Genomic DNA, 16147 nt, shown 5'->3' on the forward strand with positions numbered 1-16147 from the left:
AAAATCCGGTGCATTCCGCCCGGATTCGGGTTTCAGGCCGGCAGGGATGCAATCAAGGGACATAAGGCCATGAAAATAGATCCGGCGCATGTGGTAAAGCAGTTTGAGGCCATACACAAGAAGCAGTCCGTGAATGCTGCCGAAAAGACGGCCAAAGCCAGGGAAGGCGACAAGGTGGTTTTTTCAGAAGAACTCCGTGAAATGCAGGGTGTCAACAACGATATGTCTGCGGACGCACAGCGGCAGGCACGGCTTGATTCGGTCAAGGAGCAGATTTCAAACGGCTCCTATTCCCCGGATTCGGTCAAGGTGGCCGAGAGCTTGCTGCAGTATATCGCGGGAACCCAAAACCATGAATAGAGCCGATCTGCCGGCATATCTGCGGGAACTCCAGGACCTGATCGCCCGGGAGCGCAAGGCCGCAAGCGAATTGCAAGTCGATGAAATGATGGCTTTGACCGCCCGCAAGGAGTCACTGCTGCAGGAATTGCTGCCCGTGGTTGACTCCCTGGGAGAATTGACCGAGCAGGAACGGCAGATGGCCGATGCCGTGTACTCGGAAAACCTTAGAAATGCGTATTTTTTCTGGTCAGCCCTGAAATGGGTCCGTCAGTCTGTTTGTTTTATCAATGACCAGATATCTCCGGCATCCTACAAGGGCAACGGTTCCGTGGCCCGGGCCCGTCACAGTGGGGCGCTGCTTTCCGGGAGGGCTTAGGTCATGAGTTTAAATATCGCATTGCACGCCGGTTTAAGCGGGGTTTTGACCCACCAGAAGCAGGTGGAAGTCACGGGCAACAATATCGCCAATGTCAACACCCCTGGTTATTCCCGCCAGACCCTGAGCGTGTCGCCCGGCAAGGCCCTTAACATCAACGGCCTGCTTCTGGGCCAGGGCGTGGATGCGGAAACCGTTAACCGGGAATATGACAAGTTTGTTTCCGGCCAGCTCGTGGAACAGGGCGATATGCTGGGCCATGAGGAGGCCAAAAGCAGTCCTTTGGCTGAAATCGAGCGAATCATGGGCATTGGCGAAGATTCTTTGGCCTCTGAAATCGAGGGTTTTTTCGGGGCCTGGCATGATCTTTCCGCCAATCCGGGCGGCTCGGTGGAGCGCGACCAGGTAATCTACAAGGGAGAAAATCTCCTTAATTCTTTTTCTCAGCTGGAATCCGGGCTTGTGGATGTGCGCCGGAATATTAATGACAGCTTAAATGCCGAAGTCAACGGCATTAATCTGAAACTTCAGAAAGTTGCCGAGCTAAACGCCAGCATCAAGGACAAGCAGTCGCTGGGCCATGTGGCCAACCGGGATCTGGATGAAAGGGATGTGGTGATCAAGGAGCTTTCAGAAATCCTTGGGATGCAGACCTTTGAAACCGGCCAGGGCCAGGTCGGCCTCCAGTTGCCCGGAGGGGTTCCTTTGGTTCAGGGAAACCGGGCCATGGAGTTTGAAGGCTATTACGAGGGCGGAAATCTGCAGGTGCAGATCCGCTCCGGTGATGTTGTCCTGGAAACCGACCGAACCAATTTCGGCGGTAAATTTCGCGGGCTGATGGAATTGCGCGATCAGTTCATCCCTGAGCTGGAGCAGGATCTCGATGATTTGCGCCATGGCATTGTCACCAATGTCAACGCCCAACATGAGGCCGGCTATGATCTGGACGGCAACACAGGGCGGTCGTTTTTCACCCGGCCGGCATCGGCTCAGAGTGAAACCGGATTTGCGGATCCCGTAGCCCTTGCTCTGGATACCGGAGACATCGAGATCAACGGCAGCACCATCACCATTGATGCACAAAACAATTCCCTTTACGGCATCCGGGATGCCATCAACGATTCTGATGCAGGCGTGATTGCCTCGGTGGTGCATGACGGCACCGACCATCATCTGGACCTGACCCCGAAAACCCGGGGCGCGGATGTGGAATCCGATTTCAGCCAGATCTCCGATTTTATTGATGAAGATACCGACGGGGATTTCTTTGACGCCGCCGGCTCCGAGCAAATCTCGGTGGCCATTGATTCCACCGACCAGGTGGCTGCGGCCGGGTTTCCTGAAGGCGCACCCGGTGACAATGTCAATGCCATGGCCATCCATGAATTAAACAGCTCAAAGCTTATCAATGGTGATCAAACGTTTGTGGACGCATACGGCCGGATCGCAGCCACCGTGGGAACTGAAACCCGGAGAAACACCATGGCCCGGGAGGGTGCGGCCGACACCATGGATCAGCTGGAAAACCTGCGCGAATCCATGGTCGGGGTTTCCCTGGAGCAGGAAATGATCAACCTGACCTTGTTTCAGAGGGGGTTTGAAGCCTCCTCGCGGTTTGTGCAGACCATAGATGAAATGATGGGCACGCTTATCGGATTAAAGAGGTAATCGCATATGAAATCCACCCTGGCCATGAATTACCGCATGCTTTCATCCAATCTGGAGCGGTCCTCGAACCGGCTTTATGATTTACGCCAGCAGGCGGCCACGGGCAAGCAGATGAACCGCCCGTCGGACAATCCTTCGGGAATCCGGCCGGTTCTGGATTACCGGGTCAAAACCCAGGCCGCAGAGCGCAGTTTAAACCAGATGTCCATGGCCCAGGGGGAGATGGAAGTTCTTGACTCCAGTCTGGACCAGGTGGAAAACATCCTGGTGGCGGCCAAGGAAACCGGAATTGCCGCCATCAGCGGGGCGGCCAATGAGGCTGACCGGCAGACCTATGCCGACAAAATCGGCCAGCTGCGCGAGGAATTGCTCCAGGCGGCCAATACCCAGAACGGGGGCAAATACATGTACGCCGGGTATTCGGAAAGCACAGTCCCTTTTCGGACGGTTGATGATGGGACCGAGGATTGGGATGTGGAGTATGACGGTGACGGTCATGCAAAGACCGTGGACATCGGTACCGGCAATCAGGTTCAGGTGGCTTTGCCCGGAAACGAGTTGTTCCTGGGCGATTATGACAATGATGGCATCACTGATGCGGACGGCGAAAATCTTTTTGCCGCTTTAAAGGATTTTGAAGCCGCCATAAGGAACAATGACAAGGCAGCCATGAACAATGGCCTGGAAACGCTCGAAGAGAGTGCCGACCAGGTCCGGCGGCTGCGGGGGCGGATGGGCAACAATGCATGGCGCATCGAGCGGGCCAGCGAGCAGTTAAACGGTGCGGCCATTGAATTTGAAAAAATTCTGTCAAGCTACGAGGATGCCGATGCCCTGGAGGTTTTCTCCCAGCTGGTACAGCAGGAGACCGCATTTGAAGCTGCATTAAATGTCACTACCCGTATTTCCAAGCTCTCCATTTTGGATTTCATGAGGTAAAAAATAAGGGATCCGGCAAACAAAGTGACGTTGGAAACGCTGCAACCGCCTGTTTCCGAACAGGAAATCTATATTGTTGATCAAGTCAAATCACGAAAGGAACAAGAGAATGAAAAACGGTTTAATGAAAGTGTTATGGATCTGTCTTGCCGTATCAATGCTCTGGACCGGCACAGCCCTGGCTGCGGGCAAGGTTGTGGTGGTAACAGGAGCCAGTAAACAGGACGCCAAAGATGTGGGTACTTATCAACCCGTGTATGACGGAATTAAAGAAGCCCTGGCGCAGCGCGATACGGAGATCGTATTTCAGTACGTAAAACTTGACGGAGCCCCGGACGAGGCCACCCGGGTGGAAAGAGGCCGCGAGGCGGCAAAAAAAGCCCTGGCTGAAAATCCGGACGTGGTAATGGTGTTAAACGACGAGAGCGTTGTCTATGTGGCCACGCAAATCAAGGATACACCGGTGGTGTTTGGATATATTTTCAGCGATCCCGAGCAGCTGGGTCTGCCTCAGGATAATGTTACCGGTGTTACCCGCAGAAGCTTTGCTCCGGATATCTGGAAGCTTGCCCGGGAGGTGACAGGGGCTGAGACCGTGGGGCTGATAAGCAAAGACAGCCGCTCTATGGCCGGTGTGAAAAGCTACATCCTGGCTGGTGCGGATAAGCTTGAGCAGGTCAGCGGTGTGCGCGTTGAGGATGTGTACCTGTGCGACACGTTCGGGGAGTGGTCCGGCCTGGTCAATAACTGGGAGCATGATCTGATCTATCTGGCTGACACCTCCCGAATTGAGAAAAACGGTGAACGCATGGATGCAGCCGAGTTGGTGGGCTGGACCGTGGAAAACGCCGACGTGCCAGTGATTGGCGCTACAGAGCGGGATACCGAGGCAGGCGCAATGTTTTCCATTGTCACTTCAGAAAAGCAGATCGGCTGGCAGGCCGGGCAGATGTCGGCAAAGATTCTCGACGGCACGCCGGTATCTGATATACCCATGGAGGCCGGCGAAAAGGGCAAGCTGCTGATCAACGGGACAACGGTTGAAAAAATGGGGGTTGATATTCCATATGACACTCTTTCCTCGGCTGAAAAAATTTATGAATAATTGAAACAACTCCGGCAAAAAGGATCCGCCTGCTGAAAATCCCTGTTTATCGTTGACATGAAAAGCCATTCATGTGACATGTCCAAAAGATGGCATGTCACATGAATGGTATGCATCCGGGAAATGCTTCCGGAAAAGTGAAACCGTGTCCGATGCAGCGCCAGGGAGGGCGGCAGATGCTTGTATTAACCCGCAGAGCCGGTGAGGGGATAATCATCGGCGATGATGTGAAAGTCACGATCCTGGAAAGCCAGGACGGCAAGATCCGAATCGGGATTGAAGCCCCACGGGATCGGAAAATTTATCGTCAAGAGGTGTATGACCGCATATGCATGGAGAACCGGGAAGCCAGTCAGTGGGATGCAGAAAAACGCGATATTCTGGAAGCCGTGCTTCTGAAAAAGGAGGCGGGCAATTGAGTTCCCAGGAAACGACCGGCAAAAAGACTTTGCAGACGCGTTTTGGAGAGGTTTCATATGATCCTGACAAGATGATCCGGTTTCCCGAAGGCCTTGTCGGCTTTGAACAACTGCGTGATTTCGTGGTGCTGCCCAACAAACGTACCGATGATCCGCTTTTTTGTTTTCAAAGCGTGGATGCGCCGCATCTGAGTTTTTTGCTGATCAACCCGGCCCTGTTTTTTCCGGATTACCAAATCGCTCCGGGTCCGGAGGAACTTGAAAAGCTGGCCATAAAAGAACCGGACCCGTATTTCGTGCTCACAACCATCACCTTTCATGAGAACCAAAGCATCACCCTCAATCTTCTGGCTCCGGTGATCTACAGCCCGAAAACAGACCGGGCCGTGCAGGTGATTCTCGACGGATCCGGATACAAGGCAAAAACGCCGCTGCCGGAAAACCAATAAACACCGATGCCGATTCCCGGGCAGCCCTGCAAACAGGCTACCACGATGGTTCAAGCACTTGCTGCAAGATTTTTTCCGCTTCCTTGTCCCCGCCTGTAAACCCGGCCTTCAGATCCACATATACCTGAACCGGTGACACACTGGCAATGGGCACCCGAATGTCTTTTTCAATGTCTGCCACGGTTTTTTCAGAGGGTCGGCAGTACTGCAGGCGCGATGCGGCCTGAACAGGATGCCCTCCGTAAAACACGCCTGGATCTGCGCTGTGTATCATAGCCACGTTGGCATCTTTTGCCCCGGTTTTTTCAAATCCCAGTTCATCTGCTGCAAGCTCCGCACCCCCGTAAACCCTTGCCTGTATTTGGCGGTAATAGTCAATGCCCGAGGCCATGTGAACGGCTGCAGACAGCCCTGTAAAGGCCAACTGAAGCCCTTTTTTGCGGCAGGTTTCCGCTATTGCGTTTTCCGCCTGAAGAAAATCCGCGGATGCGTAGAAAAAGGAAACCTGTTCACGGGAGTTGTCAGCCGATGCCATGTGCTCAAGGATTTTTCGGGGGCGGGCCAATATGATCTGCTGCCGCCTGTTGTCGATCCATTCCCGGTCCTTTAGAATCTGCTTTACATTGGAAACCAGACCCAGGCTAACGCCCGCCTCTGCAGCCAGATCCCGGGTCTTCCAGCGCCGTCGCGGATGACAGAGCAGTACCCGCAGAAGCCGTGCGGCTTTGGGGCGATTGAGGGATTTCAGGCGTCTTTTGTTGGTATAAGGGTTGGGCCGCCCCCGGGTGTGGAGAAACAGGCCGTCTATGGCGATTCTGCAGTTTCCGGCAAGATCCATGTATCCCACCCCGTATTTCCGGCAGATCAGGGCCGCCTGCTCTGAAATATACGGGGCGGCAAATACCGGGTAGGCATGGGACCATCTGTTTTGCTGGACCATCAGGTGGTTGACCGCCTCCCTTGCCAGTCTGGGCTCTCCGTTGGTGCGGGTGTTGATCAGCAGCACACGGGGGCCGGTTTGTCCGAAAATTTCCATGACAAAATCCGGGCCGTCGTTGTCGCGGATTTGCCTTTGCACAATCGTGCTGTCCACCATTCCGGTTTCATTCAAAAGCGCTTCAAGTTTTTCCTGTAGGGCTTTCTGCAGCTCATCTGCGGACAAGGGCTTGCCGGTCATTTTTTTGCATCACCTGTTTGGGTCTGGGCCTTGATATCCCTTTTTTTTGTGAAAAAACATTATAATTTAGTTTAAAATTATATATTCAACGCATGTTGAATGTTAATTTAAAATGAACAAAATTAAAAATCAAATAATTTTTATTGATAATGTTCTGTTCAACATAAGTTGAACAATCAAAATCGATGAAATTTGTAATTAAACTGCTTACGAGCAGACAAAATGGTTTCCTTCCTCCACAAACCGCCATCTTCGTCTCAGGAGAGGTGACAGCGACAGCATCGGCATAACCAGGACATAATCCGCTTGTGCCGATTTTCGCATGTGTCGGGGCGGGTGCGGTTTGTTTGTCTGCGGCGTGCTTTTGGCGCTCGTCCCGGGGCTTTGGCTGGAATTTTAAAAACTCGGGCGGATCGCCCTCAGACAGTTTAAAATTCCGGTCGCCAAAGCCCCGGTCCGATCTTATGCCGAAACCGCGCCAATGCAGCCAAACAAACCACCCCCGCCCCGCCACATGACCAGCGTACCGGAAATATGCAGCAGCGATTGCTTTTTAATGGGAAGTCCTCTGAATTTGAATCGATGCAGGGTTGATGTCCTGGAAGGGTGTTTCTAATGTGTTTTAAGGGGTTATCAAATTTGATGGAATCGTAAAAAGGCCCAAATCGGATATAACCGCCAATCAATAAACAAATAACTTGTTGATTTTAATTAACACTTAATCACTTAAAACTTAACACTGCCTGTAAAAAAGACTTTTTACAGGCTCATCAAATTTGAGCATGGTCTCCAAGGAAGCCCGAAGGGCGGGGGCGGGTTTTTGAAGCGACATTGAGAATTTTTGCGGGAAAATTCAGCCGGTGCCGGAGCCGGAAAATTTCAAACTGTTTGAGGGCGAATGCCCGAGTTTGTAAATTTTGGCGAAGGCATCGGCTGAATCCGCAAAAAGGCTCAGGAGCGAAAAAAACCCGCCCCCGGCCGCAGGGCTTTCTTCCTCCAGAGCAGCACCATTTTCAACCCAGAAGAAGTCACAAGCGCAACATCGGCATAACCAGGGTATAAGCAGCTTGTGCCGCTTTTCGCATGTGTCGGGGCACGGGCAACGAGGCCAACCCGGCTGCCATGCTCACGAACAAAAAGCGAAACGTAAAGGTGGTGATCATGAACCGATGACGTTGTTTTTTTGGGCGTCATGCCTAAACAATTTCTGGCTTTGTCCGATAAGTTTTATTCAACGGCTATGGCGCAAATCTATACAGACCCAAGGATGTTGGGGAGTTGAAAATGAGCGGGGCCTCCTACAGGCAAAAAAATGAAGCATCCCGAAACGAGCTGCAGCCGGAGGGCAACTATTTTCCCGTGTCCCCGGATACGCTCAATCCCAATGCACTGACCGATTTCCAGGTATATTTTAAACGGGGCAGCCGCTATGTGCTCTATACCCGGGAGCGCCAGTATTTTTCCCATGAGCTCAAGCAGCGACTGGTGGAAAACGGCATTGATACGGTTTATATTCCGTATGACCAGCAGCCCTCCTATGAATCCTACATGCTCGATAACCTGGAGTGGATTTTAAATGATCCGGAAATTTCCGTGGATGTTCGATCGCGGGTGTTTCTGGACATTACCGCCGGGCAGGTGAAAAAAATTTTTGAAGACCGGATGCCGGCACTCGACGAAAATACCCTTAAAGGGGTGAGCCATGTGGTGAAATCCAGCCTTTCGTTTTTGTCCACCCCCGAGGCCATGGAAAATATCGGCCGGTTTGTTTCTCATGATTATCAGACTTTTTCTCACGGCGTGCATGTATTTACCTATACCATGATGCTGATGAATTGCCTGGCCGAACAATGGGAGGAGCAAACCCTGGTGGATGTGGGCGTGGGGGCGTTGCTCCATGATATCGGCAAAACCCACGTGCCGGTCAGGATTTTAAACAAGCCAGGGCCGTTAAACGAACAGGAATGGAAGCAGATCAAGCTTCATCCTGTACACGGCATGCGCATGTGCACCAACGTGGATTTGCCTCAGATGAGTTTGAACTGTATTGTGTTTCATCATGAGAAATTTGACGGCACCGGCTATCCCACCGGTATGCAGCAGGAGGAAATTCCCGTGCCGGTGCGCGTTTTGACCTGTTGTGACGTCTATGACGCCATTACCTCAAAGCGTTCCTATGCCCCGGCCAAAACACCGTTTGAAGCATTAAAGATCATGGGCGAGGAAATGCAGGGCGCATTGGATCCCAGGATTTTCAAAATGTTTATCAAGGTTCTGGGTAAAAAGCAGTAGCCCGGCAGTTCGGGGTTTTTATGATTTTTTCCGGTTTTTCGGGGAACCGGCCCTGGTAAAGCGGTATTTCCGGATGCCCTCCAGGATGCCGCCGGAGGTGGGGCTCTCTGCGAAATAGATTTTGTTTACCCCTTTGAGTTCCTCGAGTTCCGGGCTGTAGTTGCCCACCACCACACCCATCTGCTCGCCGCGCAGCATTTCCGCATCATTGCCTGAATCCCCGCTGACCAGAAAATGCGACAATGGGATTTCCCACTTGTAGCTTAAATATCGGATGGCCTTGCCCTTGGATGCCCGGTAGGGGATAATGTCGAGATATTTTTCATGGGAATAGACCAGGGTGTAACGGAGCTTTTTTTTTGTCAGGGCGTCGTGGATCTTTGCGATCCGGTCCTTTCCCGGATCCATGTCATAGCTGACCTTGTATTTGCGCTGGGCCGCCTGGTCCTGGAGCTTGAGAAAGCTGAATTGTTTCAGTGTGTTTTTGATTTTTTCCGGCTCCCAGCGCTGGGCGATATGCGTATCCCATCCCTGATCATACTGCAGGTCCAGGCCATAGTAGATTTCCGTGCCCACGTCCGAGACCACCACATCCGGCCGGGGCAGACCGTGTTTTTCCAGTACCTCCATGGCCGAGTCCGCCCGCCGGCCCGTGGCCACGCCAAAGCCCACTTTCTCACGGTTTTCCGTAAGCCACTGGATCAACTCGGCAAGATCCTCGTTGTCCTGGCCGATCAGGGTGTTATCAATGTCGGTGATCAGGAAGAAATTGACTTTTGACAATCGCTTGCCAACGGATTTTTCCCTGGCAGAGGCCCTTTGCTGCCGGCTGGAGCCGAATCTTTCATCCAGAAGCTGGATCACGGCATCTGTGAAGGACTGGGCGTGGCTGTCCCAGGTGTAGTATTTGCGCACGTTCATGATACCGTTTTTGGAGTATTGCTGCCACAGTTCCTCATCTGTGAGGATTTTCCGGATGGCGTCGGCGATTTGCGTCTGATCATCGGGATTGATGAGAATACCGTTTTCGCAGTTGCCGATGATATCCCGCGGGCCCCCGTCATTTGTGGACACCAGGGGCAGGCCCGTGGCTGCTGCTTCCAGCAGGGTGAGCCCAAAGGGCTCTGTGAGGGCCGGATTGACAAACACCCCGCGTTTTTCCGCGGCAATCCGGTAAAGCTCGGGTACTTCGTATTCCACGTCATGTTTTTTGGGGATGGCCATTTTGCCGTAAAGGTCATAGCGGTCCATCATCAACAGCATTCGCGTGAGTACATCCTTTTCATTTTCCTCCATTTCGTTGATATCCTTGCGGATGCCGGCAAACACGGCCAGGTTGGCCATGGCCTGCAGTTCGCGATCTTCACCGTAAGCCTGGACCAGGCCGGAGATATTTTTGCGCTTGTCCGGACGGGAAAGCGCCAGGATCAAGGGTTTGTCCGGATACATCAGAAACCGTTCCATCTGGTTGAGCAAATTGGCCTGGGCATACTTGGAAAATTCGGATTTCTCCACTTCCGGCAGCCGGTGGTGGTAATACGGATGGAAGCGCTCAACGTCGATGCCAGGGGGAATGACCTTGTATTCCGGGGTTTTGGCGTTTTTGTAAACCCCGTACTGATCCTCGATTTCCTGGTTGGTGCTGGTAACAATCAGGTCGGCTTTTTTCAGGATTTGTTCTTCTGTCTTAATGCGGGTTTCGATATTGTATTTTTTGTTGATCTCCGATTCCCGCATGCCGTCGTTTAGCAATTTCTGTTTTTTGGGAATTCCCAGGGAATGGCCGGTAAACACAAAGGGCAGCCCGTAGAGCTCTGAGAGTTTCATGGCCACATATCCCGCATCCGGATAATGGCCGTGAAACAAATCAGGGATATCATCTTGTTTTTTAATGAATTTGATGACCTTGTCCACATATTCATCCAGGTGGGGCCAGAGCAGTTCTTTTCGCATATATCGCTTGCCCCGGCACTGGATGCGAACAATGCGGCAATTGTCGCTGAACTCTTCCACGGGCTTTGCATAATCGTCTGAAACCCTGGGGTCTTCGATGAGGCGTGTAAACAGGTCCACCCGGCGCACATTTTTGCTGCGGCTCAGATGCCTGGCCAGCTCCACCACATAAAGCACCTGCCCGCCTGTATCCGCATCCCTTCCCAGCTCAGGATTCTGAAACCTGACCAGCCCGTGGATGCTAAACATCTGGATATAAAGCTCTTTATCCGTTTCCGTCATTGGGTCCTCCTGTGGTGGGTTGAAGCAATGGCAAATAAAGCTCCCGGTCTTCCGGGATGGCGCCCTGGATTTGACAAATGCGGGCGGCAAATGCAGCGGCTTGGTCGAGGATGTGATCCGGGGACCAGTTTTGCAGATATCCCAGGGCCACCACTGCGGCATAGGCATCACCGGCGCCCACAGTATCCACAACCGGCCCTTTGTCCGGCACCCGGGTTTCATGGCAGAAGCCCGGGGTGTAGAGGCGGCTGCCGCGTTCCCCCATGGTCAGCGAAACCATCTCTATGCCATTGGCTTCCATGAGCCAGCCGATGAAGTCGTCTTCGGATCCGGCAGGTCTGCCGGTCATCTCGCGGATTTCCTTGAGTTCCTCGTCATTGATTTTAAGGATATCCGCCCTGGCAATGGAGGCGAGAACCGTCTCTGTGCTGTAGCAGCCGGGGCGCAGATTGATATCACAGAAGCATTTGCTCCAAGTCCTGCGATTGTCGAGAAACTTCTGCATCCGGGCGGCCATTTCCGGCGTGCGCTGAACCAGGGTGCCGAAATAGATCAGTTCCGGGCTCTGGTTATTTACACAATCCGGCGAGTCAGGCAGTTCGATGTGGTCATAGGCGGTATTGGTGATGATTTCAAAACTATGGCTCCCGCCCTGTTGAGGGTGAACCATCACCTTGCCGGTGGGATGCCGGGGGTCTGACTGGATGTGGCTGGCATCAAATTTGTTTTGCCAAAGAAAGTCAGAAATTTCTTTTCCGATATCGTCCTGCCCGATGCGGGAGATAAAGCAGACCGGCAGGCCCGTTTGCTGCAGGTGATAGGAAAAATTAAAAGGCGCCCCGCCGATGCGCCGGTATTGCGGGAAAATATCCACGAGGATTTCGCCGATGACAAGAATCACAATTGTCCTCAGGGGCTTGTGTTGGAATCGATTGGGTATTTCATTGCTATAATAAAGCGGTTTTGCGCAATTGTCAAACAACGGGCGAAGCTTCGCCCTTTTGTGGGCTGCGGTCCGAAGCCGGTGCGGCCTTGCCGGAACCGGACGGATGAAAAACAAGATTGAGCTTGACAATCAAGCCGTTCTTGATCATATTATTACTTGTTCATATAATGAATTGAATAAAAAGGGCGGCCGTATTTCGGCCGCCCGGAAAGAAGGGGAAAAATGACAGTGCCGGAAAGTCAAAACATTGCAGAAGTATGCGCAACCAAGATGATCCATCACGATATCATCGCGCAGGTGGGTGCATCCATGCCGGAAGACCGGGGACTTGCGGATCTGGCCGGGTTTTTTAAAATCTTCGGGGACAAAACCCGCATCCGCATTCTCTGGGCATTGTCTGCAGCGGAAATGTGTGTCTGCGATCTGTGCTGTCTTTTGGGGATGAAGCAGTCCGCTGTTTCCCAGCAGCTCAGGATATTGAAGCAAACCCGTCTGGTCAAATACCGGCGGGAAGGCAAGGTGATATATTATTCCCTGGATGATGCGCATATTCGCCGGGTTCTGGAGCTGGGCCTGGAGCACGTCATGGAAAGCCAATCATCCTGATTAAAAAAGGAAATTGTCATGTCTGAATCTATAGATAGTCTCAACGGTCCGGCTGCGCACGGGCGTGACCCGCAGTGCTGTGCTTCATGCGGATGCAGCCATTCATCCGCCGTAGGCGAGGCCGAGGCCTTTGATGTGCGGCGCGAGGTTATAAAGCTTGTTGCTGCAGCAGTCTTGTTTGCCGGAGTGCTGCTTTTGGAATATACGGCTGTGATCCGCCTTCCGGCAATTGGGTTTTATGTTTTCATTGCAGCGGCTTATTTGACTGCAGGGGTCGGGATTCTGGCGGCAGCCGGGCGCACGCTGGTGAGGGGCGATTTTTTTGACGAAAACGTGCTCATGGCCATTGCCACCCTGGGAGCCATGGCCATCGGGGCCTTTTCAGAGGCCGTGGGCGTGATGATCTTTTACCGGGCCGGAGAGTTTCTGCAGGGCCTGGCCGTGTCGCGCTCCAGGCGCTCAATTGCCGCCTTGCTGGCCCAGCGGCCCGATGTGGTCAATTTGAAAACCGAGACCGGAATTTCCCGGGTGGCACCGGAGAGCGTGGCCGTGGGCAGCCTGGTTCTGGTTAAGCCGGGGGAGAAAATCCCCCTGGACGGCCGGATCACGGACGGCGCATCCCAGGTGGACACATCCGCGCTCACAGGGGAATCCGTGCCCAGAGGGGCGGGTGCGGGAGACGAGGTGATGGCAGGGGGTGTCAACCTTTCAGGCACCCTGACCGTTGCGGTCACCCGGCCTTATGATCAGTCCTCCATTGCCCGGATGGTGGAGCTGGTGGAAAATGCAGCCGCCCGCAAATCCGCCACTGAGCAGTTTATCACCGTCTTTGCCCGGTATTACACCCCGGCGGTGGTGGCCGCGGCCGCGGCCGTGGCTTTTTTGCCGCCAATGCTGATCGACGGTGCCGGGTTTCAGCAATGGATTTACCGCGCCCTGGTGCTGCTGGTCATCTCCTGTCCGTGCGCGCTGGTGATCAGCATTCCCCTGGGATATTTCGGCGGCATCGGCCGGGCTTCCAGGCACGGGGTGCTGATCAAAGGTTCAAATTATCTCGATGTGCTGGCAAAACTGCACACCGTGGTATTTGACAAAACCGGGACCCTCACTGAGGGCGTGTTTGAGGTCAATGGCGTTGAAAGCGCAAACGGATACAGCGCTGAGCAGGTGCTGGCCTTTGCCGCCAGGGCTGAGCAGTATTCCAACCATCCCATTGCCAGGGCCATTGTCAAAGCGTTTGACAAAAACGGAGAGCCTGTGAGTCCGGAAGGTGTTTCCGGGCACGGGGAAACCTCGGGTTCAGGGGTTGCCGCCCGGGTGGATGGCAGGAGCGTTCTCGTGGGCTCGGGGCGGTATCTGCGGGCTCAGGGAATTTTGCCCGGCCGGGACGGGCAGAGCCGGAGCGGCACTGTGGCGCATGTTGCCGTGGACGGAAATTATGCAGGCTATATCGTTATCAGCGACCGCATTCGGAAAGAATCGCAGAAAGCGGTTTCCCGTCTGCGCCAAAACGGCGTGCGCCGGATTGTGATGCTTACCGGTGACAATGCTGAAACAGCCCGAACAGTGGCGGAAACCCTCGGCCTTGATGATTATTTTGCCGATCTTCTGCCCGGGGACAAGGTGACGGCTTTTGAAAAAATCCAGGCCGATGCGGGCAAGGGGCAAAAGGTTGCATTTGTGGGCGACGGGATCAATGACGCCCCGGTGATCGCCAGGGCCGACGTGGGCGCGGCCATGGGGGCGGCGGGTTCGGATGCAGCCATTGAAACCGCAGACGTGGTGCTCATGACCGGCTCGCCGGAGAAAATGGCGGACGCCGTGACAATGGGCAAACAAACCCGGGGGATTGTGTGGCAGAATATTGTGCTGGCCCTGTCCATCAAGGCGGTGTTTATCGTCCTTGGGGTTGCGGGTCTGGCCACCATGTGGGCGGCTGTGTTTGCGGATGTGGGCACCGCGCTGCTGGCGGTGATCAATTCCACCCGGCCAATTTCAATTGACGCTGCGGCCGCATATATGAAAAGATAAAAGATTCTGGTTTTTTCATACAAGTCCCTGGCGGAGAGCTTTGCATGCGTTGTGACATCGGATTTGACGAGGCCCTGGGCCTGACCCTGGAAAATGTTTTTCCAATGGCATCTGAGACCATTGCCGTTGACCGGGCCGTGGGCCGGGTGGCGTTTGGGCCGGTGCATGCACGGGTGGACTCGCCTTCGGTCAATGCATCGCTGAAAGACGGATATGCCGTGGTTTCCGCGGACGTGGAAACAGCCAGCCCGGACTCGCCGGTGCACCTGGCGCTTTCCGGCGTTATGGCCGCTGGGGACCGGCCCGGACCTGCCGTGTTGTCGGGAAAGGCAATGCGCATTTTAAGCGGTGCGGCCATCCCGCCGGGCGCGGATGCAGTGGTGGCAGAAGAATTCACGGATAAGGGCCGGCCCCTGGTTTCGGTGCACGCACCGGCCGAGCCGGGGCGCAATATTTTGGAAAAAGGCACTGACGTGCAATGCGGTGAGAGCATTTGTCACGCCGGCGGTTTGCTGACCCCCCAGGTGATCGGGCTGATGGTGGCAGCCGGGATTTTTGAAGTGCCGGTTTTCCGCCGGCCGGAAATAGGGCTTTTGGCCACGGGCAGCGAGATCCTGCTTCCCGGAAAGCCGTTTGAGGGGGGCAAGCTGTATGCCAGCAATGTGGCCCTTCAGCAGGCCTGGCTGGCTGACGGCGGTTTTGACGTGAAAATGCGGGTCTCCGGAGACAGCCGCCAGCAGATGGCAGAGCAAATTCTGGGCCTGGCAGAGCAGACAGACGTGCTGGTCACCTCCGGCGGTGCCTGGAAAGGGGACCGGGACCTGGTGGTCCGGGTCCTGGAGGATCTGGGCTGCAAAATGATTTTTCACCGGGTGCGCATGGGCCCGGGCAAGGCCGTGGGCATGGGCATTCTGGGACCAAAACCCGTGTTTTGTCTTCCCGGGGGACCCGCATCAAATGAAACCGCTTTTTTGTTTATGGTCTACCCGGCCATCCGGAAAATGGCGGGCCTGGATTTCAGCCCGTATCTGCACTTCCATGGCCGGATAGAGAGCACGGTGCGCGGCCAGGCGGACTGGACCCAGTTTGTGCAGTGCGACATCAGCAGAAACAGTGCCGGGATTGTTTTGCATCCCAAAAAATTAAAAAGCCGCATGGCGGCCATGGCCAAAACCCCGGCCGTGATCGTGATTGCCGAGGGCGTGGAAAAAATCGATCAGGGCAGCAGGGTGTCTTTTACCTGCTTTGATCCGAGCCTGTTCATGCATTGCCCGCAGGGCCGGCTACAATCCGAAAAGGAATCGTCCGATCATGTTTGAACAAAAAAAGAAGCAGCTCCAAGAGCAGCTTGCAGAAGTGGAAAAACAGCTTGCGGATCTCAATGAAAGAATCCCGCCCCATTCCGTCAAACCCGTGTTCATCCGGCAGCTCGATGAACTGGAGCAACAGCGCGATGAAATTCAAAAACAGCTCCGGCAGTTGGCAAGCCGTGCAGAAAGCGTTTTTACAGACGAAAACCAATGAATCCGGGTTGAATTTCTCCGGCACCGGCGCTATTGTTA

General features: G+C 54.1%; 17 protein-coding genes. 13 read left to right on the plus strand and 4 right to left on the minus strand.

What is annotated here, in order from left to right; all coding sequences use genetic code 11:
• Positions 1-69 precede the first annotated feature (69 nt).
• The 7 genes from flgM to ACTCIA_RS01360 all read left to right on the plus strand — a co-directional run bounded on the left by flgM (position 70) and on the right by ACTCIA_RS01360 (position 5298).
• Positions 70-360 carry a flagellar biosynthesis anti-sigma factor FlgM gene (gene flgM, locus ACTCIA_RS01330; protein ID WP_463000003.1) on the plus strand — a complete coding sequence of 97 codons (291 nt, stop codon included), beginning with the start codon at positions 70-72 and terminating at the stop codon, positions 358-360.
• Positions 353-718 carry a hypothetical protein gene (locus tag ACTCIA_RS01335; RefSeq protein WP_463000004.1) on the plus strand — a complete coding sequence of 122 codons (366 nt, stop codon included), beginning with the start codon at positions 353-355 and terminating at the stop codon, positions 716-718. The genes flgM and ACTCIA_RS01335 overlap by 8 nt, the downstream gene beginning before the upstream one ends.
• A gap of 3 nt (positions 719-721) precedes the next feature.
• Entirely contained in the window at positions 722-2386 is a 1665-nt protein-coding gene (gene flgK / locus ACTCIA_RS01340) for a flagellar hook-associated protein FlgK (RefSeq protein WP_463000005.1), read from the plus strand.
• 6 nt (positions 2387-2392) lie between these two features.
• Complete coding sequence (locus ACTCIA_RS01345) at positions 2393-3325, plus strand: flagellin N-terminal helical domain-containing protein (RefSeq protein ID WP_463000006.1); 933 nt, start codon at positions 2393-2395, stop codon at positions 3323-3325.
• 109 nt (positions 3326-3434) lie between these two features.
• The gene (locus ACTCIA_RS01350) at positions 3435-4430 is read left to right on the plus strand and encodes an ABC transporter substrate-binding protein (RefSeq protein WP_463000007.1); all 996 of its coding nucleotides are present in this window, start codon (positions 3435-3437) and stop codon (positions 4428-4430) included.
• Between the two features lie 176 nt (positions 4431-4606).
• Entirely contained in the window at positions 4607-4849 is a 243-nt protein-coding gene (csrA, locus tag ACTCIA_RS01355; protein ID WP_463000008.1) for a carbon storage regulator CsrA, read from the plus strand.
• A complete protein-coding gene (locus tag ACTCIA_RS01360) occupies positions 4846-5298 on the plus strand; it encodes a flagellar assembly protein FliW (protein WP_463000009.1) in 453 nt (150 codons plus the stop codon). Before csrA ends, ACTCIA_RS01360 begins: the two co-directional genes overlap by 4 nt.
• A gap of 37 nt (positions 5299-5335) precedes the next feature.
• Here ACTCIA_RS01360 and ACTCIA_RS01365 read toward each other — a convergent pair whose 3' ends face one another.
• Together ACTCIA_RS01365 and ACTCIA_RS01370 are read right to left on the minus strand one after the other, a co-directional pair.
• A complete protein-coding gene (locus tag ACTCIA_RS01365; RefSeq protein ID WP_463000010.1) occupies positions 5336-6475 on the minus strand; it encodes a hypothetical protein in 1140 nt (379 codons plus the stop codon).
• 85 nt (positions 6476-6560) lie between these two features.
• Positions 6561-6989 carry a hypothetical protein gene (locus ACTCIA_RS01370; RefSeq protein ID WP_463000011.1) on the minus strand — a complete coding sequence of 143 codons (429 nt, stop codon included), beginning with the start codon at positions 6987-6989 and terminating at the stop codon, positions 6561-6563.
• A gap of 770 nt (positions 6990-7759) precedes the next feature.
• Here ACTCIA_RS01370 and ACTCIA_RS01375 point away from each other — a divergent pair.
• A complete protein-coding gene (locus tag ACTCIA_RS01375) occupies positions 7760-8767 on the plus strand; it encodes an HD-GYP domain-containing protein (protein ID WP_463000012.1) in 1008 nt (335 codons plus the stop codon).
• 18 nt (positions 8768-8785) lie between these two features.
• On the opposite strand, the gene ACTCIA_RS01380 is transcribed toward ACTCIA_RS01375, so the two are convergent.
• Both ACTCIA_RS01380 and ACTCIA_RS01385 read right to left on the minus strand, forming a co-directional pair.
• Entirely contained in the window at positions 8786-11002 is a 2217-nt protein-coding gene (locus ACTCIA_RS01380) for an HAD-IIB family hydrolase (RefSeq protein ID WP_463000013.1), read from the minus strand.
• Positions 10986-11903 carry a carbohydrate kinase family protein gene (locus ACTCIA_RS01385; RefSeq protein ID WP_463000014.1) on the minus strand — a complete coding sequence of 306 codons (918 nt, stop codon included), beginning with the start codon at positions 11901-11903 and terminating at the stop codon, positions 10986-10988. The genes ACTCIA_RS01380 and ACTCIA_RS01385 overlap by 17 nt, the downstream gene beginning before the upstream one ends.
• Positions 11904-12051: 148 nt before the next feature.
• Between ACTCIA_RS01385 and ACTCIA_RS01390 the strand changes: the two genes are divergently transcribed.
• From ACTCIA_RS01390 to ACTCIA_RS01410, 5 genes are read left to right on the plus strand one after another with little or no spacing between them, the layout of a single operon-like run.
• Complete coding sequence (locus ACTCIA_RS01390) at positions 12052-12174, plus strand: hypothetical protein (RefSeq protein WP_463000015.1); 123 nt, start codon at positions 12052-12054, stop codon at positions 12172-12174.
• Positions 12171-12554 carry an ArsR/SmtB family transcription factor gene (locus ACTCIA_RS01395; RefSeq protein WP_463000016.1) on the plus strand — a complete coding sequence of 128 codons (384 nt, stop codon included), beginning with the start codon at positions 12171-12173 and terminating at the stop codon, positions 12552-12554. Before ACTCIA_RS01390 ends, ACTCIA_RS01395 begins: the two co-directional genes overlap by 4 nt.
• 18 nt (positions 12555-12572) lie before the next feature.
• Positions 12573-14585 (plus strand): heavy metal translocating P-type ATPase, encoded by a 2013-nt coding sequence (locus ACTCIA_RS01400; RefSeq protein ID WP_463000017.1) that lies wholly within the window; start codon positions 12573-12575, stop codon positions 14583-14585.
• 44 nt (positions 14586-14629) lie between these two features.
• Positions 14630-15904 carry a molybdopterin molybdotransferase MoeA gene (locus ACTCIA_RS01405; RefSeq protein WP_463000018.1) on the plus strand — a complete coding sequence of 425 codons (1275 nt, stop codon included), beginning with the start codon at positions 14630-14632 and terminating at the stop codon, positions 15902-15904.
• Positions 15897-16109: a hypothetical protein gene (locus tag ACTCIA_RS01410; RefSeq protein ID WP_463000019.1), complete on the plus strand. Its 213-nt coding sequence runs from the start codon at positions 15897-15899 to the stop codon at positions 16107-16109. The genes ACTCIA_RS01405 and ACTCIA_RS01410 overlap by 8 nt, the downstream gene beginning before the upstream one ends.
• The last annotated feature ends 38 nt before the right edge of the window (positions 16110-16147 follow it).

It is taken from the genome of Desulfosalsimonas sp. (assembly GCF_055149105.1).

Excerpts from the sequence above, each read along its gene's own strand:
- flgM (WP_463000003.1), top strand. The coding sequence starts at position 70 with ATGAAAATAGATCCGGCGCATGTGGTAAAGCAGTTTGAGGCCATACAC.
- ACTCIA_RS01335 (WP_463000004.1), top strand. The coding sequence starts at position 353 with ATGAATAGAGCCGATCTGCCGGCATATCTGCGGGAACTCCAGGACCTG.
- flgK (WP_463000005.1), top strand. The coding sequence starts at position 722 with ATGAGTTTAAATATCGCATTGCACGCCGGTTTAAGCGGGGTTTTGACC.
- ACTCIA_RS01345 (WP_463000006.1), top strand. The coding sequence starts at position 2,393 with ATGAAATCCACCCTGGCCATGAATTACCGCATGCTTTCATCCAATCTG.
- ACTCIA_RS01350 (WP_463000007.1), top strand. The coding sequence starts at position 3,435 with ATGAAAAACGGTTTAATGAAAGTGTTATGGATCTGTCTTGCCGTATCA.
- csrA (WP_463000008.1), top strand. The coding sequence starts at position 4,607 with ATGCTTGTATTAACCCGCAGAGCCGGTGAGGGGATAATCATCGGCGAT.
- ACTCIA_RS01365 (WP_463000010.1), bottom strand. The coding sequence starts at position 6,475 with ATGACCGGCAAGCCCTTGTCCGCAGATGAGCTGCAGAAAGCCCTACAG.
- ACTCIA_RS01375 (WP_463000012.1), top strand. The coding sequence starts at position 7,760 with ATGAGCGGGGCCTCCTACAGGCAAAAAAATGAAGCATCCCGAAACGAG.
- ACTCIA_RS01380 (WP_463000013.1), bottom strand. The coding sequence starts at position 11,002 with ATGACGGAAACGGATAAAGAGCTTTATATCCAGATGTTTAGCATCCAC.
- ACTCIA_RS01390 (WP_463000015.1), top strand. The coding sequence starts at position 12,052 with ATGAAAAACAAGATTGAGCTTGACAATCAAGCCGTTCTTGATCATATT.
- ACTCIA_RS01395 (WP_463000016.1), top strand. The coding sequence starts at position 12,171 with ATGACAGTGCCGGAAAGTCAAAACATTGCAGAAGTATGCGCAACCAAG.
- ACTCIA_RS01400 (WP_463000017.1), top strand. The coding sequence starts at position 12,573 with ATGTCTGAATCTATAGATAGTCTCAACGGTCCGGCTGCGCACGGGCGT.
- ACTCIA_RS01405 (WP_463000018.1), top strand. The coding sequence starts at position 14,630 with ATGCGTTGTGACATCGGATTTGACGAGGCCCTGGGCCTGACCCTGGAA.
- ACTCIA_RS01410 (WP_463000019.1), top strand. The coding sequence starts at position 15,897 with ATGTTTGAACAAAAAAAGAAGCAGCTCCAAGAGCAGCTTGCAGAAGTG.